Below are 24,758 nucleotides of genomic sequence, written 5' to 3'. Positions count from 1 at the left end.
GGGCGTCAGATCCCGAAGTCCTTCGGATCGCGCTTTCGGGAGGCAGAGTTCACGGGCTGGGGTGCGCTCTGGGGTGGTGGTGGCGGCATCGCAGGCGTGGGCGCTGCGACGGGCGGTTCGAGGGGGAGTGCCGGGCTCGCCGGGCGCATCGGCCGGCGTTCGGTGGCGAGAGCGCCGCTCCGGGGAGGGAGGCTCGCCACGGGACGGCGGGCCGTCGTGGTTGGCCGGGTGGCCGAGGCCGCGAGGGGCGCCACCGACGAGGGCAGCTCGGAGGAAGGTGGATCCAACGTCGCGTCCCGATGCTCGCCGTTCATTGCGCCCTCCAGCTCGAGTGATGGGCGGAAGGAGATGGGGTGCGCCACGGCCCGAGGTGGTTCTCCGCTGCGCACCAGCAACCATGCCGCCACAGGCACCACGACGATTCCAAGAAGGAGGCCAGCCGCGAGCCTGTGCAGCCGGTTCCCTGGGAGAGGCGTGGCGAGGGCCGGGTTCGTGACCAATCCTTCCGTGGGCAGAGGCGAGCGCCTGCGGGACGAAACGGGTCGGTTGAGGGCCAGCGTCTGCACGGAACTGGCGACGGCCGAGATGGGGGCGCGCTCCGAAGGTGGAACCTGCGGGGTCATCACCGCGGTTCCGTTTCGTCGGGTCGCGGTGGGATGCTCGGGCGTAGCCACGGTGGCGTCGAAGACGGCGTCGCCTGCGCACGATGGGACTGGAGGGAGCGGTGGTGCGGACAGCCGGCGGTGGGCGCCGAGCGACAGCGACGACGAGCGCGCGAGGCGCAAGGCGTCCGACATGTGGCTGCGCAGCTCGTGGCTGCTCCCCCGGACACCGAGCGCCAGGTTGAGGGCCTCGGCCATCTCCTTCGCGCTCTGGAAGCGCAGATCCGGCTCTCTTCGCGTCGCGCGCGCCCACCAGGCGTCGAAGCCGGGCGGGACGGGGGCGAGGTTCGACGGGACCGGCTGGGGGTGCACCATGATCTTGAGGAGGAGGTCGCCGAAGGCCTCGCTCATGAAGGGGAGCTGGCCGGTGAGGCACTCGAAGACCACGACGCCCAGCGACCAGAGGTCGGAGCGGTGATCCACGGCGCGCACGCCCTGGGCTTGCTCGGGGCTCATGTAGACCGGGGTGCCGAGCAAGGCGCCCGTCTTGGTCGTGCTGGTGACCGTGGGGGTGACGTCCTTGGCGATGCCGAAATCGAGCACCTTGACGATCTCGCGGTCGTCGTCGCTGGCGAGGAAGATGTTGGCGGGCTTGAGGTCGCGGTGCACCAGGCCGGCCGCGTGGGCCTTGCTCAGCGCCCGGGCCACCTGGGTCGCGATCGAGACGACGTCGCCGGAGTCCAGCCGCCCGAGGCGACTGAGGCGTTGCTCCAGGTCTTCCCCTTCGAGGAACTCCATCGCGATGTACGGGGTGTCCTCCCAGACGCCGTGATCGAGGATGTGGACCACGTGCGGGCTGCGGATCTGCGCCGCGATCTTCGCCTCGCGCTCGAAGCGGCGACGCACTTCGTCGGAGCCGAGGGCCTCGCCCTGGATGAGCTTCACGGCGCAAGGCACGTCGAGCCCCAGGTGCTCGGCCAGCCAGACCGAACCCATACCGCCCTCCCCCAGCGTACGCACCAGGCGAAAGCGATCGGCAATGATGGTCCCGCTGAACGGGGTCAACGCGCCTCCCTTGGTAACTCCGATGTCGCAGTCGGGTGGGATGGGTCTCTGGTCGGCACCTTACGAAGTGGAAGGTGACGGTCCGTCGACGACGGGGGCCATGAGAGCGGGCGGCCTGCAGGTCGGAGTCGATGGACCTCTCCCCACGAGCGTGACGGCTGGCTCGGATCGCAGCGCGTCCCCAGCTGAGGGCTTGAGCCCTTTGCGTGGTTCGGGCCACCTGAATGTGATCCCGGAGAGGTCCCTGGCAGGCCTCTCCCGAAGCTCACGCGCGCTTCTCGCGGCATGCGCGCCGTCCTGGCCGTGCCCGCGAGGGGAATGGAGGGGTGGTTGGAGGGGCGCGGGACGGGGGCGCGGTGTCCCCGCGCCTCGGCGCACCTCGAGGTCGGGTGGGCGCTACTCGAAGTCGGGCGGGAGCACTTCGGCACCCTGGAGATCAGGGATGGCGCTCTGGATGGCCTGGCCGATCTCGGCGTGGGTGCCAACCATGCTGATGACGAGGTTTCTGGGGTCGAGGCGGGCGCGGAGCGCGGTGTTCGCTTCGTCGCGGGTGACGGCCTGGACGCGCGCCACGTAGTTCTCGTGGTAGCCCGAGGGCAGGTCGAAGAGTTCCTCTTCGAGGGCCTGGTGGACGCGCTTGCGGGCGGTGTCGACCTCGAAGGCGTGGGAGCGAACGAGGTAGCTTTTCACGAAGCGAAGCTCGTCCTCCGTCACGCCGTCGTCGCACAGGGCCTGCAAGAGCTGCAGGATGAGCACCAAGCAGTCGGCGGCGTCGCCGGCGGCCGGGGCGACGCCGATCGAGAAGGCTTCCCTCTGGCGGTCGAAGGCGGCCCGTGAGTACGCGCCGTAAGACCAGCCGCGTTTGACCCGCACCTCCTGCATCAACCGGGAGGTGAAGCTGCCCCCGAAGACGGCGTTCGCGACGAGGAGGGGGATGTGGTCGGGATCGTGCGCGCTGGTCCCCAGGCTGCCGAGGGTGATCTGGGTCTGCGTGCGCTCCGGCTTGTCGACGAAGACGAGGTGGCGCCCGGCCCGCTGGACGGGAGGAGGCACGGGATCCGCGATCCGCTCGCCCTCGGGGAGCGCTCCGAGGATGCGGTCGACGAAAGAGGTGGCCTCGTCGCGGTCGACGTCCCCCGAGAGGGCCACGACGGCGTTCCGGCGGGTGTAGTGGGTCCGGTAGAAGGAGACGACGTCGTCCCGGGTGATGGCCCGCAACGAGGTGAGTGTGCCGGCGACGCGGCGACCATAGGGGTGGCCCGCAAAGAGCGCTCGCCGGAAGCCACGGCTGCAAAGAGAGGCGTCGCTGTCACGCGCTTCCACGAGATCTGCGGCGGTCTCGCGGAGGAGGCGCTCGAGCTCCTGCTCGTCGAAGGCAGGGCGAGAGAGGATGACGGCACCGAGGGCGGCGAAGGGGTCGAGGGAGCGCTTGATCACCTCGAACTGCACCGAGGTGGAGCTCATGCCGACGTCGGCGCCGAACTCACCACCGAGCGTGTCCACCGTCTCTTCGATCTGGGTGGCAGAGTAGCCCTCGGCGCCGCGGCGGAGCATCCTCGCCGTCACGCGCGAGAGCCCCTCCTTGCCGACGGGATCGTGGGCAGAGCCCGAGCGAAAGGCGACGAGCTGGCTGACGAGGGGGAGTCCATGGCTCGACTCCACGTAGAGTTTCGGATCGCTCACGATGCCTCTCCTTGGTGCGCGAAGGCGTCGTCGGAGGCGATGTCGTCGTCGTCATCCTCGTCGTCGTCGTCTTCGGTGACGCCGCTCGGGACGACGTGGATGATGGTGCGGGCGCTGGGGAGCAGGTAGCGCCTGCTCACCCGCAAGATGTCGCCCAGGGTGACCCGCTGGTATGCCGCGAGCTTGTCGAAGAGGGCGGCAGGGTCCCCGAGGACGGTCTCGAAGAAGCCGAGCTGCTCGGCCTTGCCGGAGACCGTCTCCAGGCCCTGGAGGGTGGAGAGCTCGATGCGTGCCTTGGCGCGATCCAGCTCGGACTGGGAGACAGGCTCGCGGCACACCTTCTCGAACTGCTCGTCGAGGGCTGCGAGCAGTTCGTCCCCGTGGCGGTCGTCACGGCCAGCGACGTAGATGTCGTAAAGCGCCTGATCCCGGAACGACCCCACCCAGCCTCGGACCTCGCTGGCCAGCTCTCCCTCACGTACGAGGGCCCGATGAACACGCGACGAGCGGCCTCCGAAGAGGATCTCGTTCAACAGCACGAGCGGGGCGTGGTCGAAATCACCCAGGGCGGGGGATTTGTAGCCGATCGCCAGCTTGTGGGTCGTGGTGGGCTTCTGGACCTGGACGCGCCGCTCCTCGGTCTGCGCGGGCTCAGGGTGGACGTCCTCGATGGGAATCTGGGACGGCTGGTACGCGCCATAAAGGCGCTGGACCGCTCGGAGCGCTTCTCCGAGGGCGAAGTCTCCGACCATGACCAAGGTGGCGTTGTTCGGTGCGTAGTAGGTTCGGTAAAAGTCCGCGCAATCCTCGGCGCTGAAGCCCTTGATGTCCTCCATCCACCCGATGGTGGGCCGTCCATAGGCATGCTCGAGGAAGGCTTCCTTGTAGAGCGACTCGTTCACCGAGCCATCCACGTCATCGTCGACGCGCTGCCGGCGCTCGTTGGTGACGACCTCTTTTTCACTCACGACCTGCTCGTCCCGCAGGACCAGACGCGCCATGCGCTCGGCTTCCAGGCCGAGCGTGAGCTCCAGGGCCTCGCGAGGCAGGTCCGCGTGGTAGTAGGTCCAGTCGAGGAACGTCGCTGCATTGGTCTCGGCACCCGCCTCTTCCAGCAGCCGATCAAATGCGCCGTGAGGGTGCCGCTCGGTCTCGCCGAACATCAGGTGTTCCAGCAAATGGGCCAGCCCCGTCTTTCCAGGCCGCTCGTGCCGCGAGCCGACGCCGAACCAGGTCTGCACGCAGATCACCGGGGCAGCGTGGTCCTGGAGGAGCAGCAGCTTGAGGCCATTGCCCAGTACGAATCGCTCGACCCGCATTCCCGGGCCGAACGCTATCGTCGCGTCGTGACGGACGCTCGCCAGCGGGGAGCAGTCACGATTCAGATCCTGGAGCAGCTCAGACGTCATCTCTCGTGACTCCACAGGTTGTATCCAACTGCGAGGGGGGCCGTCGTCCCACCGAATTCATCGGGCGAGCGCTGAAGGGCGTCATGAAGGTCTGGACGTGATGCACCAGTCGACCACGGGCCGCCGGGCGGCCCCCAGGACAGGAGGACCGCCTCGGTCATGTGTCAGTCGAGCTTGAGGATGGCGAGGAAGGCTTCCTGAGGGATCTCCACGCTGCCCACCATCTTCATGCGCTTCTTGCCTTCCTTTTGCTTCTCGAGGAGCTTGCGCTTGCGGCTGATGTCACCGCCGTAGCACTTGGCCGTGACGTCCTTGCGGAGGGCACGAACCGTGGTGCGGGCGATCACCTTGGTGCCGAGGGCAGCCTGGATGGCGACTTCGTATTGCTGACGGGGGACGATGTCCTTCAGCTTCACGGCGAGGTCGCGGCCTCGCGTGTAGGCCTTTTCTCGGTGAACGATGACGCTGAGGGCGTCGAGCGGCTCGCCATTGACGAGCATGTCGAGCTTCACCAGGTCGTCGGCGCGGTATCCGACGAGTTCATAATCCATCGAGGCATAGCCACGAGATACGCTCTTCAGCTTGTCATGGAAGTCGAAGAGGACCTCGCCGAGCGGGAGGTCGTAGGTGATGATCACGCGATCGGCCGAAGCATACTGGAGCGATTTCTGCTCCCCTCGCCGCTCCTGACAGAGTGCGAGGACGGCGCCGACGTAGCCCGAGGGGACGTGGATCATCACCCGATAGATGGGCTCCTCGATGCGGTCCATGCTCTGCGTCGGCGGCATCTTCGCGGGGTTCTCGATCCGACGCATGGATCCATCGGTCATGTAGACGTGGAATGCCACGCTGGGGGCGGTGGTGATGAGGTCGAGGTTGTATTCTCGCTCCAGCCGCTCCTGGATGATCTCCATGTGGAGCAGGCCAAGGAACCCGCAGCGGAAGCCGAAGCCGAGCGCTTCGGAGGTGTCGGGCTCGAACACGAACGAGGCATCGTTCATGTTCAGCTTGGACAGCGCATCGCGGAGGTCCTCGTACTGCCCGGAATCGGTGGGGAAGACGCCAGCGAAGACCATGGGCTTCACGTCCTTGAAGCCTGGCAGAGGGACCGTTGCCGGGTGGACCGCATCCGTCACGGTGTCGCCGATCTTGGTATCGACGACGCTCTTGATGTTGGCCACGAGGAAGCCGACTTCGCCGGGGCCGAGCGAGGTGATGGGGGTCGGGTGAGGCGCGAATACGCCCATCTCCACCAGCTCGTAGTCGCGCCCGGTGGCCATGAGGCGGACTTTCTGCCCTTTTCGGAGAACACCGTCGACGACGCGGACCATGATCACGGCGCCCCGGTAGCTATCGTACCAGCTATCGAAGATCAGCGCCCTGGGGGCGGCGTCAGCGTCGCCCTTCGGGGCCGGGACCCGGGCGACGATCTCTTCCAGGATGTCGCGGATGCCGAGCCCAGTCTTCGCGCTCGCCTGGACGATGCCATTGCAATCGAGTCCGATGACGTCTTCGATTTCGCGGCGCGTTCTGTCCGGGTCCGCGGAAGGGAGATCGATCTTGTTCAGGACCGGAATGACTTCGAGGTTGTTCTCGATGGCCAGGTAGACGTTGGCCAGGGTCTGAGCCTCGACCCCTTGGGAGGCGTCCACGACCAGCAGAGCACCTTCGCAGGCCTGAAGGCTCCGCGAGACCTCGTAATGGAAGTCCACATGCCCTGGCGTATCGATGAGGTGCAAGCGATAGGTGACACCGTTGAGGGCTTTGTAATCGAGCCGGACGGTCTGCGCTTTGACGGTGATCCCCCGCTCTCGCTCAATTTCCATCTTGTCGAGGAACTGAGCGACCTGCTCGCGCGCAGTGAGGGCGCCGGTCACATCGAGGATGCGATCAGCCAGGGTCGACTTGCCGTGGTCGATGTGAGCAATGATGGAGAAATTACGAATGAGAGCGGGATCAACCGTCATGAGCGACCTCGGACGCCGGGCAGACGCGCCCCCCGGCCTGGGCCGTCAGCCTCTAGCGCACACTGGCACGCCAGGCCACGAGGCTACTTCTTGGAGGGGGTAGCCGGTGTACTCAGCGGGGCTTCCAGGGTCATCTGCCCCGGTAGGTGATGTTCATAGTGCTTCAAGACCAGGTCGATGCCTTCCCTGATGTACACCGCGATGGGAACCTTCGTCCTGTCGTGAAGGAGCTTCAGGCGCTCAGCCTGCTCGGGCGTGATGTAGATGGTCGTCGAGACTTTCTTGCGCGACATGCCACGCCCACCTGTCCACGTACGAGAGCTGCGCCAGAAGGCTGGCTTGGCCCTTCAGCTACAGGGACACACATCACCGTACGATGTTGCTAGGTACACGGCCGCTGGCGGGAACGCCAGAAGCGGCACTGACAAGGCGTTACCCTAGATGCCGGTACGTGTGATGTCAATTGTGATGGAAGGCGCAAACTCACGCTGATTTCGCCATATCTGACCCTCCTGGACGAAGGCTTACACGGGGGCGAGAGGTGTATGGGGAGAGGGGTGCCGGTGCTCAGACGGCCCGGGGAACCCGGCGGTGAGGGTCGCGTGCGAGCAGGCGATCGAGGGTCGCACGTGGGTGTGCGGGGTGCTGGGGGAGAGTGACTTCCATGGTCTGGAAGCGCATGGTGTGGTCCCCCGGTTGGCCGGCAGGATCAAACGGTGCTTCCAGGTCCGCTCCGCTGACGAGCATGACAGAATCGGCCGGACGATATGATGTTCACCCCTTCAGACTTCGCTGAATCAGCATGAGATGCTTCGGTCTGCTCCTTCTGCTTCCACTCGCGATGGTCGGATGCGGCAGCACGGTGACCAATGGCCCTGCGGAACCGTCGGAGACGAAGAAGAAGCCGCTCCAGAGCATTGCCAACGATCGGTCAATGTGTGCTCAGCCTTGCCCGGGGGAATGCGAGGTGACGGAGGCCGCGAGCCCAGGGGCGCCCCACCTCAACATACGCCGGGTATTTCGGCTCGTGGGCAGCGGTGAAGGCAAGCAACGGGTCCTGCTCTGCCGAGAGGCAGATACCAATTTCGACGGATTCAAAGATGTGGTCCGACGCTACAACCAGGCAGGAGCGCCCCTGACAGAGGAGGTCGACTCGAACCATGATGGCCGCGTCGACAAGTGGATCACGTTTGCCAAAGGGCGCCTCGCCGAGATTCAGCAGGACACGAACCACGACGGGAACGTGGACGAGTGGAAGTCCTACAGTGGTGGGCGCGTCGCGCGGATCAAGCGCGACACGAATGGCGACGGGAGGCCCGATGTATGGGAGATCTACCGGGAAGGCAGACTCGAACGCATGGGCGTGGACCTGGACGGAGACGAGCGGGTGGACCGCTGGGACCACGACGCGACGCGACAGCGCGTCGAGGAGCAGCCCGCCGAGCCGGCGAGCCAGCCCTCCGCAGCGGAGACCTCCGAGGGGGACGCCGAGTAGCCCCAGGAGGCCCCGCGGTCTCCCAGCTACGGGTCAGACGAGGCCCGGAGCAGCTCGAGCTGCGGGGTCATCGCCGCCTTCCGGGAGTCGCTCGTCTCTTTCCATCCGGTGAGTTCCTGGTCGACGGGACGCTTCGCTCTTCGAAGGGACGTCCTGCTCCCGGACGTGCAGACGCCGGCCGGGAGCCTCGCGCGGAACCTCGCGATTCGGAGCGGCCTCTCTCGGGTGGCGGCACGGTGGAGCCGCGCTTCGAGGGCACCAAGCGAGACGCTTCCTCTCGGGGACCCCTGGCGGGACCTCGCGATTCGGAGCGGCCTTTCTCGGTCGTCGGCCTGGTGGAACCGCGCTTCGGGGGCAATGAGCGAGACGCTTCCTCGGTGCGAGAAGACTCGCGCGGCGGGAGTGCTCCCTTGCGCCCCTCTGCCCCCCCCTTGCGAACGGCGACCTTCCCTTGCACCCCCGGTCGCATCATCGCGCCACGAATGCGCTTCGGCACGCCATACTGCTTGCGCAGGTCCAGAAGCTCGTCCGTCGTGAGAAAGCGCCACTGCCCCGGCCGCAAGCCCTCGCTGCTGATTCCAACGAATTCAGTACGCGCCAGACGCAAGACCGGCCATCCCGTCGCCTCACCCATGCGGCGCACCTGCTGGTTGCGTCCCTCCCGAATCGTCAGCTCGATCCAGGTCCTTTCCTCTTCGTGGCGAAGGATCCGCGCCTCGGCAGGGAGTGTCTTCCCATCTTCCAGGTCGATCCCTTTGCGCCAGATGGCCAGGTCCTCATCGCTCATGACGCCACGCAGTTTGGCCACGTAGGTCTTTGGCACGCCAGCACGCGGGTGCAGGAGAGCATGAGCGAACTCGCCATCGTTCGTCATGAGCAAGACACCACTCGTGGCATAATCGAGTCGTCCGACTGGATAGAGGCGAACGCCAATGTCGCGCACCAGCTCCGCGACCGTCTGGCGCCCCTCCGGATCGTGGACGGTCGAGACGACCTCACGAGGCTTGTGCAGCACGATGTAGGCCGACTGCTCGGGCAGCAAGCGCTTGCCGTCGACTTCGATGTTGTCACGACCGATCTCGGCCTTCTGACCCAGCTCGGTGGCGATGCGTCCATTGACGCGCACCCTCCCCTTCAGGATGAGTTCCTCGGCAGCGCGGCGCGATGCGAGGCCGGCACGGGCAATGATTTTCTGCAATCGCTCTTCCATCACTCCTCAATGTTTCCAGGGCTCTGCCCCGCTGGCACTCTGCGCGCTCCCTACGTCATGGAGCTGTGATAAGCACGGCGCATGCGCCGCGTCGACAAACCATGGGGACATGAGCTGATCTGGGCGGAGACGGATCGCTACGTGGGCAAGGCCCTTCATATCCGCGCCGGGCAATGCCTTTCACGTCAGTACCATCGCGTCAAAGACGAGACCCTGCTCATCCAGAACGGCCAGATGGATCTGGAGATCGGCCCAGTCGACAACCTCGAGAGGCGCAGGATGGTCCCCGGTGATGTCTTTCATGTCACGCCAGGCACGATTCACAGGATGGTGGCGGTGACGGACGTCGAGGTCATCGAGGTCTCCACCCCCGAGCTCGACGATGTCGTTCGCCTCGAGGATGCGTACGGACGAGAGGGAACCAGCTCCCCTTGACTCAGATCTGCGCAAAGCGGCCACTGCGGAACGAGGCCTCCAGGAGCTCGCTCACACGGCGCTCCAGTTCCCGTGTTCGGGGATCGTTGATGCCAGCCAGCGCCTGCTTGATCTCACCCAGCGCCTTGAGCTGGCTGAAGAGCTGGACATCACCGACCGGAACACCTCCAGTCAGGATCTGGCGAATCCGGTCGATCTCGGCGGAAAGAGCCTCGATGCCGACGCTCAACGCACCCACCCGGCGGCGTTCGGGGTGCTCGCGGTAGTAGCTCTCGAGCACGGGCTGCACGATCCCCTCGAGGATGGCGGCCTGGTCCTGGTTGTTCCAGATGTGCTTCAGCACGAAGAAGTCACTCGCGTCCGGGGCATCGCGCCCATCGAGGTAGGCGCTCGTGGCGAAGAGCTTGAGCATCTTCACGACACGGCGATCGGAGATGGAGATGCCTTCCGCACGGATCTGGAACACCAGCCCCTTGTAAGAGGAGAGGAAGGCTTCCGAGAACTTCATGCGCGCACTGAAGGAGCGGTTGAGGTCGGCAAGCTCCGCCGCCTGCACCAGGGGCTTCAGGGGCTCGCTCGCCATCTGGCGGATCTCGTGCTGGATGCCCCGCTGCAGGAGCTCGTTGAAGTGATAGGCGTCCAGGTTGTCGGACTGAACACGGATGAGGAACCTGTCGAAGATCGCGTTCAGGGTCTCATCCCCAGGCACCTCGTTCGACGCCGCGAACACGCTGATGAGGGGACATCGCAACACCTGCCCACCGCTCGTGAACTTGCGCTCGTTCAGCAAGGTCAGGAGGGCGTTGAGGATGGCGCTGTTCGACTTGAAGACTTCGTCCAGGAAGACAATCTCCGCCTCAGGCAGCATCCCGGCCGTGTTTCGCCGGTAGATCCCCTCGCGAAAAGCGCCGATGTCCACAGGGCCAAAAATCTCGTTCGGCTCAGTGAACCGCGTGAGCAGGTACTCGAAGTATCGCGCCTGCATCAGCTCGGAGAGCGTCCGGATGAGCGCGCTCTTCGCCGTCCCCGGCGGGCCGAGCAAGACACAGTGCTCTCCGGCGGTGACCGAGATCATCAGCAAACGAATGATCTCGTCCTTGCCAAGGAACTGCTGCTCGAGCCTGCTCGCGAGCAAGCGCAGACGCTCGAATAGAGGGAGAGACATCGACGCGATCGGTAGCACAGCGCAACCTCTGGAGGCGCTCACGGTTGCTGCCCGAGATGCGTTTCCAGGCGCCAGAGCGAAGGCCCAGGCCTCGCCAGCAGAATGAATGTCCGAGCGAAGCGGCCCTCAGTGACGCGCAGAGAGCGCTCAATAGCCCTGGACCGCCAGAACCTCTGGCGACTCGGCTCCGGAGGCCACAGCGAGGACCTGGAGACCGCGCTCGTCAGCCAAGACGAACCAGCGTGGAGCGGGAGACGGGACTTGAACCCGCGACGTCAACCTTGGCAAGGTTGCACTCTACCACTGAGTTACTCCCGCAAAGAGAACCGTCAAAACCTCAGATGAAGAGGCCGAGACCAGTCCCTTGCCGTATCAACATCGCTCAGATCGACTCAACAACACGAGCGCCAGCTGCAGCGCGAGTTCGTCGAGAACTGAGACACGAACGTGGAGCGGGAGACGGGACTTGAACCCGCGACGTCAACCTTGGCAAGGTTGCACTCTACCACTGAGTTACTCCCGCGGACCGGTACAGGAGAAACCTGACTCGGTACAGCATTCTTCCGGATGCTCCCTAGCGGGAACGCCCGTCGGAACGAGGGGATTGCTACCAATGGCACTGCACCAAGTCAAGGGCTTGATGACTTTCGTCACGAACTTCTTGTTCCCAGCGGTTGCACGGCCGCTCTGGTCGAGTATGGTGTCGAAGTCGTCAGCGAGGAGGTCGTCCGGGTGGCCGGAGCCGAGCGCCTCGTTGATGAAGTAACCCGACTGGTGAGCGCTTGTTCCAAGGCGGGGTGGTCCCGCGACGAGCTGGGGGCAGCTCTTCAGTCAGGACTCTTAGGGGGTTGGGGGGACAATGAGTGAGCAAAGCGTTTTGCGGGTAGAACTGGCGGAAGCAACGGCCCCTGCCACGCACCAGAAGGAGTACCGATCAGGGATCCATGCCAAGCGCCGTGATGCGGCGGGTGGCTGGGGGCTGGTGATGGTCAGCGTCAATCATCCACCGCAGGTGGTGGGGTTGAACGATGGGGCCGTCGTTGGTAGCGCCGAGAGAGAGTCGCTCATGGCGATTCCCGGGATCGCCCCGGAGCACGCCCGCGTGAACGTTCGGTCGGACGGCTGCTACATCGAGGATCTCGGCACTCAGGAAGGCACGTGGGTCAACGGCGTCCGAGCCCGTCGCATCAACGTGATGCATGGCGACGTCGTGCGTCTCGGCGAGCAAATCGCCGTGTTCGTGGAGCGCGAGCTCAACCTTCACGAGGGCATTCCTGGTCGGCTTGGGCCTCTGGTCCATGGCTCGAAACAGCACCGCGACTGGATCGAGCCGGCGCTCGACCTCGTTCGTCGCGGCTCGAACCTGTGCATCGAAGGCTCGCCCGGCGTGGGGAAGCGCACGCTCGCGCATCAGGCCGCGATGCTACGCCAGAACCTCGGCGACATCTTTGTCATCGACGGTACGGTCGAAGGGAAACCCATCGCGACCGTCTACGATCCGAGCACCCCAGGGAAGGCAGGAACGACGCCCGCACCTGCCGGGGTTCGCCCTGTGACATGGCTGATCTACAGCGCGGATCGGCTGCCGCGGCCGCAGCAGCTCGAAGTTGCCCATGCCGTGGGCAGGATGACCGGGGCAACGCTGATCATCACCACCGATCAGCCGCTGGATCGCGCCGCGGGAGATGGGCACATCGCTCCTTGGTTTGCCTCACTCTTCTCTGGTAAGCGGCTCACCGTCCCCTCACTCGAGCTCCGACGCGAAGACATCCTCCTCATTGTGAGGGACATCGCGGAGCGGATGGGGATTGCTCTCGATCGATTCACTCCCGATCTGCTCGAAGCACTCGTCCGCGCTGGCTGGCCGGGCGGTGTGCCGCAGCTCGAAAACGTGATTACGACAGCCGCCCAAGCCACTCCGGAAGGGCCCCTCGCCCTCGCGAGCATCGCGGATCAGCTCTCTCGCGGACCGCGGCTCAAGCCCAACCTGCCGCCTGCAACCGATCCCTCATTGGCGCGAGCTCGCCTGGAGGACGCGCTTGCGCGGGCCAATGGCTCCGTTGCCTCAGCGGCTCGTGCGCTGGGCATGTCCAGACAGGCGATCTACCGTGAAGCGGATCGTCTCGGCCTGGACATCGCTCGCCGCAAAGTTCGCTGAACGGCCTTCACCCTTTCCCCTCCCAGCTTCCTCTCGCTCCATCCCGGATTACCGAGAGGAAGTCTCGTTCAGCCTCGCCAGCCTTTCATCACCTCCCAGCTGCCTGAAGCGATCGCGAGAGGTTGGCGCCTCTTCTTCTCGCGACGCAACGGGCTCCTGTCTGCCGAGCTGCGGCCGTCGTCTCCTCAAAGACACGAGAAGCACAGGTCGCTGGGCAGCAGTTGCAGCTGGCTGAGACAGCCCCGCTCACGAGCCCCCTCGCCTCCTGCCGGTTGGCCCCCCTGCGCTGGAACCCCTTGGCGCTCTTTCCGTTCAGCCGTACAGACGCAACGAAATCCACATCGCCATCCGCGCCAACGGAACGGGGATCAGGCCAGCATGCATGCAGACAGGCGTCGCTCGAAGCGTGAAAACGACCATTGGCTGACCACGCTCGAGGAGATCTACCGTGATGCCGATGATGCTTTCGCGACGTGGAGTTGCTCAGCCTCGACGGAGTGCTGCCGCTTCGGCCTGACAGGGCGTGAACCCTACGTGACCAGTGTGGAGGTAGCAGCCATCCATCGCGCCGTCGCTGCACTCGGAGGCGTCAAAGCGTTGCGGGCAAGGCGGGGAACTCCGGCGAAAGAAACCAGCAGCCCCTCCCCGCGCCACCTGCCGGTGGCGGAACGACGATGCCCGCTCCTCTCGGACGACGGGCGATGTGCCATCTACGAGGATCGCCCACTCGGCTGCCGCACATTTTTTTGCGATCGAGCCGAGTCCGGTGCTCCCGTGCGGCACAAGGAGCTGCTAGCGCTGGTTCGCCGCGTGCAGGAACTCGCGGCGAAGCACCAACCTGGGGGAGATCAGGGGAGACCGCTGACCCGCATCCTCCAGCTCTAGAGCCTCGCTCAGAACAGCTCTAGAGCCTCGCTCAAGAGCGCTCCACGGCCATTACGCCAGGGATGCGCTGGAGCTGCCGAATGATGTTCTTCAGCTGCGCGAGATCCGAGCAGAGGAAGGTGAACGTATTCATCGCGCGGCCATCGTCGCTGGCTCGACAGGTCGCCTCGCTGATGTTGATGCCTTGCTCGTGAAAGGTGTGCCCGACCGTCGCCAGGATCCCTGGGCGGTTGGCCGTCATCACGCGAACGGCGACAGGTCTGTTGATCTTCGCACGCGAATCCCACGAGATTTCGACACGCCGCTCCGGATCGGTGTCGAATGCTTTCGGGCAATTGCGACGGTGCACGGTGATGCCACGGCCGCGCGTGATGAAGCCGATGATCTCGTCACCCGGCAGCGGATTGCAGCATTTCGTGTAGCGAACCAGGACGTCGTCAATCCCGTTCAGGCGAATCCCCTGGCTTCCTTTGCCAGTGACCTTACGGACCAGGGACTCGATGCGCCCTTCTTTGATCGACTCAGGCGGTGAGGCCGACTTGTCGTCTTCGACGGGGGCGAGAAACTCACAGATGACCCGGGCACTCAGTTTGCCATAGCCGATGCCGATGAAGAGCTCTTCGGACGATGACACGGAGAAGCGCTCGATCACCTTCCGCATCTCCGCTTCATTCTTGGAGAGACGATTCAGGCTCATCCCTCGCTGATGCATCTCCTTCTCGAGAAGCTCACGCCCGAGTTTCAGCGACTTGTCTCGCTGCTCTTGCCTCAAGAAGGCCCGGATCTTGGATCGAGCGCGCCCGGTGCTGACATGGTCGAGCCAGTCCTTTGACGGATGCTGGTTCGGGTTGGTCATCACCTCCACGACATCGCCGTTGCGCAGCTTGGATCGGAGCGGAACGAGGGCGCCATTGACACGTGCCCCTGAGCAGTGCTCTCCGACCTCCGTGTGGATTGCATACGCGAAATCGATGGGCGTCGCGCCGCGCGGAAATACCCGAACGTCACCTTTCGGGGTGAAGACGTAGACCTCGTCTTGGAACAGGTCCACCTTGACGCTCTCGAGGAACTCGGCCGGGTCCTTGAGTTCCTTCTGGAACTCCATCAGCTGGCGCAACCAGCTGAAGCGCGCCGCGTCCCGTGGATCGACCCCTCCCGAACCGTGCTCCTTATACTTCCAGTGTGCGGCGATGCCCTGCTCGGCCACGCGGTGCATCTCGCTCGTTCGGATCTGCACCTCGATCCGCTCCCGCCCTGGCCCGATCACCGTCGTGTGCAACGACTGGTACATGTTCGGCTTGGGGAGAGCGATGTAGTCCTTGAAGCGACCAGGAATCGGGGTCCACTGCGAGTGAATGACTCCCAGCGTCGCGTAACACTCCGCGACCGACTCCACGACGACGCGAAACGCGATGACATCGTAAACCTGGTCGAAGTCACACTGCTGAACCTGCATCTTGCGCCACACCGAATAGAGGTGCTTGGCGCGTCCCGCGACATCGACGGCAAAGCCTTGCTCGGCGAGCTTCGCAGCCAGAACCTTGCAGGTATCGTGAATGTACTTCTCGCGCTCCTTCGCCGTCGTCGCCACCTTGCGGGTCAGATCGGCGAAAGCCTCGGGCTCCAGGTACTTGAACGACAGGTCCTCGAGCTCGCTCTTGAAGCGCGCAATGCCGAGACGATTGGCCAGAGGGGCATAGATATCCATCGTCTCCCGAGCGATGCGGTCCTGCGCCTCTGGCTTCATGAAATCCAGGGTCCGCATGTTGTCGAGGCGATCGCAGAGCTTCACCAGGAGCACGCGGATGTCGCGCGCCATGGCGACCAGCATCTTCCGGAAGTTCTCCGCCTGCCGGTCCTCCTTGGAGGCGAAGTTGATCTTCGATAGCTTGGTGACGCCATCGACCAGGAACGCTATCTCCTGACCGAACACCGCCTCGATGTCGGTGACGGTCGCAAGCGTATCCTCAACTACATCGTGCAGCAGTCCCGCGCAGATGCTCGCTGTATCGAGACGAAGATCACTGATGATCCCGGAAACCGAGGCAGGGTGGGAGAAGTAGGGCTCGCCGCTCTTACGGGTCTGCCCCTTGTGAGCATCGAACCCGTAGTTGTAGGCCCGCGCGATCAGATCGACATCGGTGTGCGGCTGGTAGGTCCGAACGCGATCGACAAGCTCGGTCAACGTCAACATGGAGATACCTGGCGGTGAAGTCCGCCTCTCTTTTGACGCTAACACCGCGATCCGAGCACCGCAATTATGTCACCGCGCGTCCTCCTGCTCTCCCCCGACTTCTGCATCCCGTCCCTTCGCATCTGACGGACTCCGCGAGCGGTGCAGCCGCGCTCATCGGGCTGGTAGCCCGTCCCTGGAACAGGCGATGAAACCCATCACGGCTTACGTACATTTTCCCTGGTGCCTGCAAAAGTGCCCCTACTGCGACTTTGTCTCCTACGCGAAACCTCGCGAGTCGATCGACCACCGCCGCTACGCCGAGGCCGTCTTGGAAGAACTCGCACGTCGGGCGCCCGAACTGAGACAGCGTGAGCTCAGGAGCGTCTTCTTCGGGGGAGGTACCCCCTCCCTGTGGGAGCCAGTGCAGCTCGGTCGTGTGCTCGACGCCATCCAGCAGACAGCCGCAAGCGTCGCTCCTCACCTTGAAGTCACCGTCGAGTGCAACCCCTCGTCGCTCGACGAAGAGCGCGCCCGTGAGCTTCTGGAAGCCGGGGTGAACCGGCTGAGCGTCGGCGTCCAAGGGCTGGACAATGAGCGCCTCGACTTCCTCGGACGACTCCACCAGGCCGACGGAGGCCTGACAGCCGTGCGGGCCGCCCTGCGAGCAGGAGTTCCACGAGTCAGCGGGGATCTCATCTACGGCGTCGCCAGTGGAGACACCACCCGTCCCCGTGAGCAGGGCCCCGAGGAGGCGGCGAACGAAGCGCTCACCCTCGCGCGTACGGGCGTAGGACACGTGTCCGCCTACAGCCTCACCATCGAGGCAGGGACCCGGTTCGGTGAGCTATCCCGCCGTGGACGCCTCCCCCTCGCCGCCGACGACGGGGTTGCCGACTCGTTTCTGGCGGTCGAGGCGGCGCTCACGCAAGCCGGCTTCCTCCACTACGAAGTCTCGAACTACGCCCGCCCTGGAGAGGAGGCGAGGCACAACGTCGGCTACTGGACGGGTATCGACTACCTCGGGCTCGGCTGCGGGGCCGTGGGCACCGTGAGCCGCCCTGATGGCTCGGCGCTTCGCTACCGCAACGCGAAAAACCCCGAGCGCTACATGCACGCCGCCCACGCCGGTGAGCCCACGACGGAGGAAGAAGAGACGCTCGACCCCGAGACCCGCCTCCGAGAGCGCATCATGCTCGGACTCCGCCTGCGGGACGGCGTCGATCTGGAGGAGGCCGCCACCGCGCTCGGCGTTCACGCCTGGCCGGCAGCCCGCCAGCGCACGGCGGATCGGCTCAGCCGAGAAGGACGACTCGAAATTCGCAACGGACGCCTTACCATCCCGAGCCGCTCCTGGTTGCTGGCCGACGGCATCGCAGCATCGCTCTTCTGACACGTCATCACCTCCTCCCCGAGGAGGCCTCGGACCCCTGCACCCTCGCGCGCGCCACGATCGACCCCGCGCCAGGCCTGACCCTCGCCAGCACACGACCGCCAGCGTCCAGGATCCGCGACCCTCCCTGACCGGCGACCGCCCACAGCGAGCCCCCCTCTGGCGGCCCCCAGTTGGCGTTCATCACGGCAACACCATGCCGCCGGGCCACCGCCGGCAGGAGCTTCCCCCGCAGATCGACACGAGCCGAGCCCTCGACCCATGCCGAGGGGAACAACAGCACGTCAGCGGCATCGAGCGCTGCCCCCGCGTCCTCGCTCACGAAGTGGATATCGAAGCAGATGGCAGCGGTCACCCGCAGACCCAGCACCTCGACCACAGGAGAACCGAGATCTCCGGGCGTCGCCCAGCGCTCAGGGAACCAGGGATGACGCTTCCGCCAGTGCCCGATGCGCTGACCTTCACGGTCCCAGAGCGCGAGGGTGTTGTAAAACCGGCCATCGGCCTCCTCGATCAGCGGCGCCGCGAGCGCCAGGCCAAACGTGCGCGCCATCGACGCGAGCGCACGCGCGGTCGGCCCGCTCATCGTCTCGGCATGGCGACGCAGATCGAAATCGCCTTCGGGCGACACATACCCGGTCAGGGCCGCCTCTGGCAGAAGCGCAAGCTCGACCCCACGCAGCTCCCCCGCTTCCAGCAGCGCCTCCAGCGCCGCGAGCCCTCCGGCGGCCTCACCAGAGCGATAGGGGAGCTGAACGACACCGACGGTCACCCCAGCTCCGGCGCCCTCGAGCGCCGCATCCCTGCTCAGAACCTCACCTCCACCATCGCTCCCTTCAAGTCGGGGCTGATCAAGGGAGCGGGCAACACCTCCATGAAGGGCTCGCTACGGCGCGGCTTCCTCGGCGTCGGCGCTTTCGGGCTCACCTCGGGCGCCGGAGTGCGAGCGATCGTCGGGTTGTCCAGCAAGTACAGCAGCACACCTGCTGCACCGAGGACCGCCCCGCTGACAGCCGTCGCCGAGGAAACCTCCCTCCAGCGGTTTCGTTGCTCGATCGCGCTCAGCAGCGCTTCTCGCTCCGCAGACAGCACATTGCCCTGGGCCGTCCTGTCGTAGATCTCCTGGGCGATCCCCTGCTCTCGCAACGCGAGACCACCGAAAGCACCGCCCACGACCAGCCCAGCCACGCCCACGCTGAAGAGGCCGTAAGAGAGATAGCGCTGCATCGTCCGATCGAGTGGGGCGTCGACCGTCATCAACTCACCACGCTCCAGCTGAAGCTCCCGCGAAAAGGGTTTCCGCCCTCCTCGCGTGATGGTGACGAGGTGCTTCCCTGCCGGAATGTCCACGGGCTGCACGAGGGGCGCCTCACCGACGACCCGCCCATCGATGGAGACCTCCGCCTGCGCATCCGTCTTGACGAAGAGCCTCGCGGGTCGCTCTCTCATCGTCACATCCAGCGCGACGACCCCTCCCTCGGGAGCGACGATCTCCCGCTCATCGTCGAAGTACCCTGGCGCGCTGACCTTGACGCGGTGCTTGCCGGCCTTCACCTCTTCGATGAATGGCAGCTCCTTCGCCTCGCCCCCATCCATCGACAGAACGGCGCCTTCGATGGTCGACGAGATCATCAACTGCGTCTGCCGCTTGGGTGGAGCGGGCGGTGGAGCAGGCGCCGGCCCCGGCGTCTCTCGCTGCGCAGCCTCCAGCCGCGCAGCGATCGGCTCCAGCTCGGCGAGGGCTTGCACCACATCGCTGCGCCGCCCCCCCTGAGGAACCGACGCCAGGTACTCATTGTAAAGCGTAATGGCCTTCAGGACGTGCTCGGGCTGCTTGTCGACGTAGTATTGCCGACGCTCTGCCTGGGCGATGGAAAACAGGATGCCCGGCCTCGGAGACAGCCGGTACGCCTCTTCGAATGCCTGGATTGCGGCCGGATACTGCGCTCGCTCGTAGGCCTGTGCCCCTGCATTGAACAAGCTCTTGGCTTGCGTGACGGGATCGCCCTGAGCCTGGACGGGCCACGTCATCAACGAGATCGCGATCGCCGCGACCACACTTCGCCAGACCTTCGTCAAGGGTTCTCCGGCTGAGCAAGAAAGAGCTGGAAGGAGCTCGTATCGCCGAGGATCAGGTCCGGCAGTCCATCGCCGTTGACATCGCCCAGCGCCACGGCCGTCCAACGCGGCTCCACGCCCTCATGGTTCGACAGACCGCCGCCGGTAGGGCGCACCTGCTCCCCTCCCTGGCCCTGAATGGTCGAGAAGGCGTGAGGCCTGGGACACCTCGTTCCCCCCTGCCCCGCCTCGGGGCACGACGTGGACGTGTCCGGATTCAAGAAATCGATCCGGCAAAACGCCGTCCCGGCGAGCAGGATCCCCTCCAGACTGCTGTCGTCATCCATGTTGGCCCAGACCGCACCCGTGACCCCTGCCGCCTCTGATGGACAGCCCAGGATACGCGTCACCTCGGTGCTCTTGCTCACCCCCCCCGGCTCGCCCCAGAAGATCTGCAGCTCGCTCTCCTCGTTGCCCACCGTCCCCGTCTCGAGCACCAGCGAGACATCACCGATCCCGTCTCCATCGATATCGGCGACCGACAGCCCCCCTGGCGCCAGCCTCCCGCCAAGAAACACCGGGGTATCATCGAGTTTCCACGCACCGTCGACCACGCGGGCCGTATAGAGCCGCCAGTTCCCGTCCGGTGGCGATTCGAGGTCGGGCGTCAGAATCACCAACCGATCCTGCCCGTCGGCCATGTGCTGGGTCGCAATCTGCGATGAAATCGCGATCTGCTTGGACAATCGCGCCTCTGGCACCTCGAGCCGACGCCCACCCGAGTCCCCTCCGGGGGTCAGTGGCAACCTCCAGAGACGCGGCTCGAAGTTCGACCCTTCGGTATCCAGCGCCAGCACCGCGAGCTCACCACCCCTCGCATCCGATCCCGAGTCAGGGGCGAAGCGACCGATGGCGATCTGCTTGGGGACGTCACCGCTCTTCAGCACATCATCGGTCAAGCTGATCGTCGACTGCATCAGACGATCGGCATTCCCGGCGAACAGGGTCAGGATGGCGTCCTCTCTCCGGGGCCCTGGCATCGGCGTGTCTTCGGACGGCACCGACAGCACAGCGAGGTCCGTCATCCCGTCACGCGCGGCCGAGAGGGGCCTGTAATCGCCCGTCACGAGCTGCGACCCTCCCCGCACGCTCCCGATCCTGATGGGCGAGCCTGGCTTGGTCAGATACTGCCCGAAGGAGACGAGCACCTGGGCATCGGCCCCCTCCGCGGTCTCCTCCAGGATCCCGATGTCCGTGATGCTATCCCCGTCGAAATCTCCGGTAGCGAGCTGTCCCAGAGGCACCCCCACCGGGATGGAACTCGGATTCAGAAGAGCCTTCCCGGTGCCTCGATAAAACGACAGCGCCGTGCTCCTCGCCGCGACAGCGAGCACATCCGAGTTCCCATCACCATTCACGTCCTGGATCAGTGCCGTCGTCCAGGGAAGCTGCGTGTTGCGGAAATTGCTCGGATTGAGCGCCATCCCGGCATGACATACCGACCCTTGACCCGCGCCCGCGCCACACATCGCGCTCGACGACGCCGAATTCGCGCTCATGACGACCTGGCACGGATCCACATAATCGGGAATGCAATCGCCATCCAGATCCCCGATCGCCAGCGGCACGGGGTCCTTGACGCAGGATTCGTCCTCATTCGTGGACTGGCCTTGAGGGGACACCACCACGCACGGACCTTCCTCGAACCGCTCCCCCTGATGGCGAAGGACGCGAATCACCGTGCTGGCGTCATCTCCTTCCCCGTACCGTAGACCGAGCGCCACCACGGGCTGCGCTGGATCGTCCTTCATCGAGAACACCTGGACGGGCCCCGCGAACCCGCTGGCGCCCTGGAACATCCAGCCGGTCGACGGCAGATCCGGATCACAGGGGCTGTGCAGGTAAACGGCTGGCGTCCCCTGATACATCAGCGGGATGATCAGCTCCTCGCACGGCGTCCTTCGATCGATGTTGGCTGCCACGATGGGCCACCTGAGTTCGGCGACGCCCGGAAGCTGGGACGCGTGCAGGCTCCCTCCCAGCGAATCTCCCCCCTCGCTGCCGTGGCCCCTGAGGAGAATGACCTCATTGGGGGTCACGACGGACACATCGTCCAGCGAATCGTCATGAGCGATGCCCCGGTCTGCGAGCACCATCTTCCATTGCTGGTGCCCCAGCGGCTTCTGATCGAAGCGGAGAGGGACCGGGTACATCTCCGGTGTGAACCGATGGTCCGGATCGCCACGCAACACGCCCACGCCGTTGCCGATGGCCAGCACCAGATCCTCCCCCCCCTCTTCCCCCACCCTCACCACATTCCCCACCGCGATCACCTGGTCGGAGACGTTCAGACGCAGCGCCTGAGACATGCTGCCCGCTGCGAAATGGTGCACGGCGAGCTCGGAGTCACTGACGGAGAGGATGTCCTGGAGGCCATCGCCATCGAAGTCTGCCGTCACCAGCTGGCTCACCGTGATCTCCACGGCGGCTCCACGAACGTACTGGTTCTGCGCAGAGCGACAGATCCCATCCACACCGCATCCCCAGCCAGCGGGGCAGCACATGGGCGCCCCTTCGGACGTACTGGCGCTCTGGCTGGCAGCCGCCTCACGGCATGCCTCTACATCCGTGGGATCGCAGACCAGGCGGCAACGTCGGAGATCACACTCGTAGTCCTTGCCGTCGAAGCTGCGCGAATGACCATCGCAGTCTTCTCCCTCGTCGAGAAAACCGTCGCCACAGATCGCCCGGCTCCGGTCAGGGAACTCGACGCAAGCAGCCACGGTCAGCACGACCCCTGCGAGCCAGACGCCGCGCCGCAACCTCCTGCTCATCCTGTGGCGTCCCTCGCTCCTCCCCACATCACCACTCCACTTCCCCACGTCCAGGCACCACCTGACTCGGACTCTTCTTGGCTGGAACGGACGTCAGCGTCACCGGCAGAACCACGTTGGCCGACGGGACGATCTCCACATCCTTGCTGACGAACCCCGTCGCCTTCAGCGTCAGCTTGATGGGGCTCTTGCTGCGCGGGAGCGAGAGTGGCTGCGCCGACGTCCCCAGCTTCTTCGTCCCCACGTAGACATCCACCAGCCGTGGCGACGACTGTATCGAAAGCGAGACATCCGCCTGCTCGGCGACCACGCTCGGTTCCGGAGGGGCCTCCTTCGCGGGCACCTCCACGCGAGGTGGTGGAGGCAGGTGCATCGCGGCCTGGAGCGCGCCGGTCGGCGTCGAGTCCAGCGAGGCGACGAAGGTCGCCCCGGCGAGCCCGGTCACGAGCGACACCACGGCCACCACCACCGCGGTCCGGCGGCGCCCGGACACCTCGACATCCGCGACGGCATCGAGCGGAGTCCGGCCACTCGAGCGAGGATCGACGAGCGTATCGGCCCCCGAGATGGCTTTCAGCTCGGCAGGCGTCATCCCGCTGGCGACCCCACCTCCCCCTGACCCGCCGCTCTTGCGCGACACCCGCGCGACGGGCTGCGCCTGCACATCGTAGCCCGCCTCTTGCGCCGCGCGCGCCAGGGACTCCACCGCGAGCCCCACCGACTCCGGGCGATCGTCGGGGGCCTTGCACAGCATGGCCAGGATCGGCGCGTCCAGGAGCGTCGACAGCTCGCTCCGCACACTCGACGCGGCCGGCGGCGGCTCCGCCGTCTGCTTCAGCATGACATCCATCACGCTGTCGCCCGAGAACGGGACGTGTCCCGTCAGCATCTCGTGCACGAGGATCCCGAACGAATAGATGTCCGTCCGGTGATCGACCGGCTTCCCTCGACACTGCTCGGGAGACATGTAGTAGGGCGTGCCCATCGGCTGCCCCGTCCGGGTCTTCACGCCCGCCTCCCCGTCCCCGAGCAGCTTGGCGATCCCGAAGTCGAGCAGCTTCGGGAAGATGGACCCATCCTCCTCGAAGAGCAGGAACACGTTCTCCGGCTTCAGATCCCGGTGAACGATCCCTGCCGCATGGGCGGCATCCAGTGCCCGCGCGACCCCCCGCAGGATCGCGATCGCCTCCTCGGGCGACAGCCACCCTTTCTGCTTGAGATACCGATCCAGCGGCATCCCATCGAGCAGCTCCATCACGAAGAACTGGCGACCGTCTTCCAGGGCCCCGAACGAGAAAATATCGATGATGTTCCGGTGGCGAATCTGGTTGACCGCCCGCGCCTCCGCGATGAACCGCGACATCATCTGCGGACTCGCCGAGTACGACCGGGTGAGGATCTTGACGGCAGCAGCCTTCCCGATGAGCGGATGCACGGCGCGGTACACCGCCCCGAAGCCCCCCTCCCCGATCTTCCCCTCGATCCGGTACTCCCCGACCATCCTGCCGGGGAGCAGCTCGACGTCGAGCCCGTGGAACGCTTCGTCCGGGAGCAGCACCTCGCCGTCAGCCTCGCAGATCGTCTTCTCGTCTGGATAACGCTTGCGGCAGCGGGGGCAGGTAGCCATGAAGAGACCTACGGCATGCGCCTCGGTGAAGAAAGAGCCGCACCAGACTACACGAGGCACGCCGGATCGCCAGACCGAGCCCTCTCGAAGAAAAAGCCTTCGTGACGCGCACGGCGCTGTGAGCGCCCGGGGACCAGGGCCGTACAAAAGTAAACAGCCGCGATCGAAACCGATCGCGGCCGTTCACTCCGACGACGAACGGGTCATCCCCGTCCTGTCGTCAGGGGCTCAGCTGCCCGAGCCGCTGCAGCCGGTGACGCACTCGAGGTACGCCGTCGAGGCGTCCGCGTTGCTGCCGTCGAACGCGTCGCAGGGAGCGTCGACGATGCAGTTCGCCGCACACTCGACGGTGCCGGTGCACTCCACGTCGCCGGAGTCGCCGCTGCCGCCCGAAGAGGTCAGCCCGCACTCCTCGGCCTTGTCGGCAGCGTCGTCACAGGCGTTGCCGCCGCAGCCCATGGCGAAGATGCTCGAGAAAGCCATCAGACCAGAAGCCAAAAGAGCAGTCTTGAAGTTCATTGTCCTCATCTCCTTACACGTACCAGTGCCAAGGGAAGCCACATGACCAGCGACATCCAGCCACGCTTCCGACGAACGCG

At 65.3% G+C, this 24,758-nt stretch carries 18 protein-coding genes and 2 tRNA genes; 5 read left to right on the top strand and 15 right to left on the bottom strand.

The genetic code is table 11. The annotated features are described in order from the left end of the window. Positions 1-5 precede the first annotated feature (5 nt). The 5 genes from CMC5_RS42760 to CMC5_RS20170 all read right to left on the bottom strand — a co-directional run bounded on the left by CMC5_RS42760 (position 6) and on the right by CMC5_RS20170 (position 7,019). The gene (locus CMC5_RS42760; protein WP_082362640.1) at positions 6-1,667 is read right to left on the bottom strand and encodes a serine/threonine-protein kinase; all 1,662 of its coding nucleotides are present in this window, start codon (positions 1,665-1,667) and stop codon (positions 6-8) included. 396 nt (positions 1,668-2,063) lie between these two features. Continuing rightward, the gene (locus CMC5_RS20185) at positions 2,064-3,350 is read right to left on the bottom strand and encodes a M16 family metallopeptidase (protein WP_050431947.1); all 1,287 of its coding nucleotides are present in this window, start codon (positions 3,348-3,350) and stop codon (positions 2,064-2,066) included. Beyond that, a complete protein-coding gene (locus CMC5_RS20180) occupies positions 3,347-4,759 on the bottom strand; it encodes a M16 family metallopeptidase (protein WP_050431946.1) in 1,413 nt (470 codons plus the stop codon). The genes CMC5_RS20185 and CMC5_RS20180 overlap by 4 nt, the downstream gene beginning before the upstream one ends. 164 nt (positions 4,760-4,923) lie before the next feature. Next, positions 4,924-6,726: a translation elongation factor 4 gene (lepA, locus tag CMC5_RS20175; RefSeq protein WP_050431945.1), complete on the bottom strand. Its 1,803-nt coding sequence runs from the start codon at positions 6,724-6,726 to the stop codon at positions 4,924-4,926. 83 nt (positions 6,727-6,809) lie between these two features. Next, positions 6,810-7,019 (bottom strand): ribbon-helix-helix domain-containing protein, encoded by a 210-nt coding sequence (locus CMC5_RS20170; protein WP_050431944.1) that lies wholly within the window; start codon positions 7,017-7,019, stop codon positions 6,810-6,812. A gap of 509 nt (positions 7,020-7,528) precedes the next feature. Between CMC5_RS20170 and CMC5_RS20160 the strand changes: the two genes are divergently transcribed. Next, positions 7,529-8,221 carry a hypothetical protein gene (locus CMC5_RS20160; RefSeq protein ID WP_050431942.1) on the top strand — a complete coding sequence of 231 codons (693 nt, stop codon included), beginning with the start codon at positions 7,529-7,531 and terminating at the stop codon, positions 8,219-8,221. A 67-nt stretch (positions 8,222-8,288) separates the two neighbouring features. Here the strand turns inward: CMC5_RS20160 and CMC5_RS20155 are convergent, their stop codons facing one another. Further along, positions 8,289-9,431, bottom strand: coding sequence for a pseudouridine synthase (locus CMC5_RS20155; protein WP_082362638.1), 1,143 nt, complete (start codon positions 9,429-9,431; stop codon positions 8,289-8,291). Between the two features lie 81 nt (positions 9,432-9,512). Between CMC5_RS20155 and CMC5_RS20150 the strand changes: the two genes are divergently transcribed. Continuing rightward, positions 9,513-9,866, top strand: a complete 354-nt coding sequence (locus tag CMC5_RS20150; RefSeq protein ID WP_050431941.1) for a cupin domain-containing protein — start codon at positions 9,513-9,515, stop codon at positions 9,864-9,866. A gap of 1 nt (position 9,867) precedes the next feature. Here the strand turns inward: CMC5_RS20150 and CMC5_RS20145 are convergent, their stop codons facing one another. From CMC5_RS20145 to CMC5_RS20135, 3 genes are all read right to left on the bottom strand, one after another. Continuing rightward, positions 9,868-11,031: an AAA family ATPase gene (locus CMC5_RS20145; RefSeq protein WP_050431940.1), complete on the bottom strand. Its 1,164-nt coding sequence runs from the start codon at positions 11,029-11,031 to the stop codon at positions 9,868-9,870. A 243-nt stretch (positions 11,032-11,274) separates the two neighbouring features. Next, positions 11,275-11,349 (bottom strand) — tRNA-Gly (locus CMC5_RS20140). A gap of 130 nt (positions 11,350-11,479) precedes the next feature. Further along, a tRNA-Gly gene (locus CMC5_RS20135) sits at positions 11,480-11,554 on the bottom strand. Positions 11,555-11,890: 336 nt separating this feature from the next. On the opposite strand from CMC5_RS20135, the gene CMC5_RS20130 reads away from it, so the two are divergent. Both CMC5_RS20130 and CMC5_RS49190 read left to right on the top strand, forming a co-directional pair. Continuing rightward, the gene (locus CMC5_RS20130) at positions 11,891-13,189 is read left to right on the top strand and encodes an FHA and sigma-54 interaction domain-containing protein (RefSeq protein WP_050431939.1); all 1,299 of its coding nucleotides are present in this window, start codon (positions 11,891-11,893) and stop codon (positions 13,187-13,189) included. A 378-nt stretch (positions 13,190-13,567) separates the two neighbouring features. Then, complete coding sequence (locus CMC5_RS49190) at positions 13,568-14,074, top strand: YkgJ family cysteine cluster protein (protein ID WP_082362637.1); 507 nt, start codon at positions 13,568-13,570, stop codon at positions 14,072-14,074. A 31-nt stretch (positions 14,075-14,105) separates the two neighbouring features. Here CMC5_RS49190 and CMC5_RS20125 read toward each other — a convergent pair whose 3' ends face one another. Continuing rightward, positions 14,106-16,268, bottom strand: coding sequence for a RelA/SpoT family protein (locus tag CMC5_RS20125; RefSeq protein ID WP_050431938.1), 2,163 nt, complete (start codon positions 16,266-16,268; stop codon positions 14,106-14,108). Positions 16,269-16,455: 187 nt separating this feature from the next. On the opposite strand from CMC5_RS20125, the gene hemW reads away from it, so the two are divergent. Beyond that, a complete protein-coding gene (gene hemW / locus CMC5_RS20120; protein ID WP_050431937.1) occupies positions 16,456-17,640 on the top strand; it encodes a radical SAM family heme chaperone HemW in 1,185 nt (394 codons plus the stop codon). Positions 17,641-17,647: 7 nt separating this feature from the next. On the opposite strand, the gene CMC5_RS20115 is transcribed toward hemW, so the two are convergent. The 5 genes from CMC5_RS20115 to CMC5_RS20095 all read right to left on the bottom strand — a co-directional run bounded on the left by CMC5_RS20115 (position 17,648) and on the right by CMC5_RS20095 (position 24,642). Further along, the gene (locus CMC5_RS20115; protein ID WP_245678538.1) at positions 17,648-18,412 is read right to left on the bottom strand and encodes a carbon-nitrogen hydrolase family protein; all 765 of its coding nucleotides are present in this window, start codon (positions 18,410-18,412) and stop codon (positions 17,648-17,650) included. A 35-nt stretch (positions 18,413-18,447) separates the two neighbouring features. Next, positions 18,448-19,719 carry a PEGA domain-containing protein gene (locus tag CMC5_RS20110; protein ID WP_156338741.1) on the bottom strand — a complete coding sequence of 424 codons (1,272 nt, stop codon included), beginning with the start codon at positions 19,717-19,719 and terminating at the stop codon, positions 18,448-18,450. Beyond that, on the bottom strand, positions 19,716-22,532 hold the full coding sequence (locus CMC5_RS20105; protein WP_082362636.1) for an FG-GAP and VCBS repeat-containing protein: 2,817 nt from the start codon (positions 22,530-22,532) through the stop codon (positions 19,716-19,718). The genes CMC5_RS20110 and CMC5_RS20105 overlap by 4 nt, the downstream gene beginning before the upstream one ends. A gap of 28 nt (positions 22,533-22,560) precedes the next feature. Further along, complete coding sequence (locus CMC5_RS20100) at positions 22,561-24,159, bottom strand: serine/threonine protein kinase (RefSeq protein WP_050431933.1); 1,599 nt, start codon at positions 24,157-24,159, stop codon at positions 22,561-22,563. Between the two features lie 228 nt (positions 24,160-24,387). After that, entirely contained in the window at positions 24,388-24,642 is a 255-nt protein-coding gene (locus CMC5_RS20095; protein ID WP_050431932.1) for a hypothetical protein, read from the bottom strand. Between the last annotated feature and the right edge of the window lie 116 nt (positions 24,643-24,758).

The organism is Chondromyces crocatus (assembly GCF_001189295.1).
In the GTDB taxonomy this organism is placed as follows: Bacteria; Myxococcota_A; Polyangia; order Polyangiales; family Polyangiaceae; genus Chondromyces; species Chondromyces crocatus.
The sequence above is the reverse complement of the archived record's forward strand: the minus strand, read 5'-3'. Positions and strand labels throughout refer to the sequence as shown.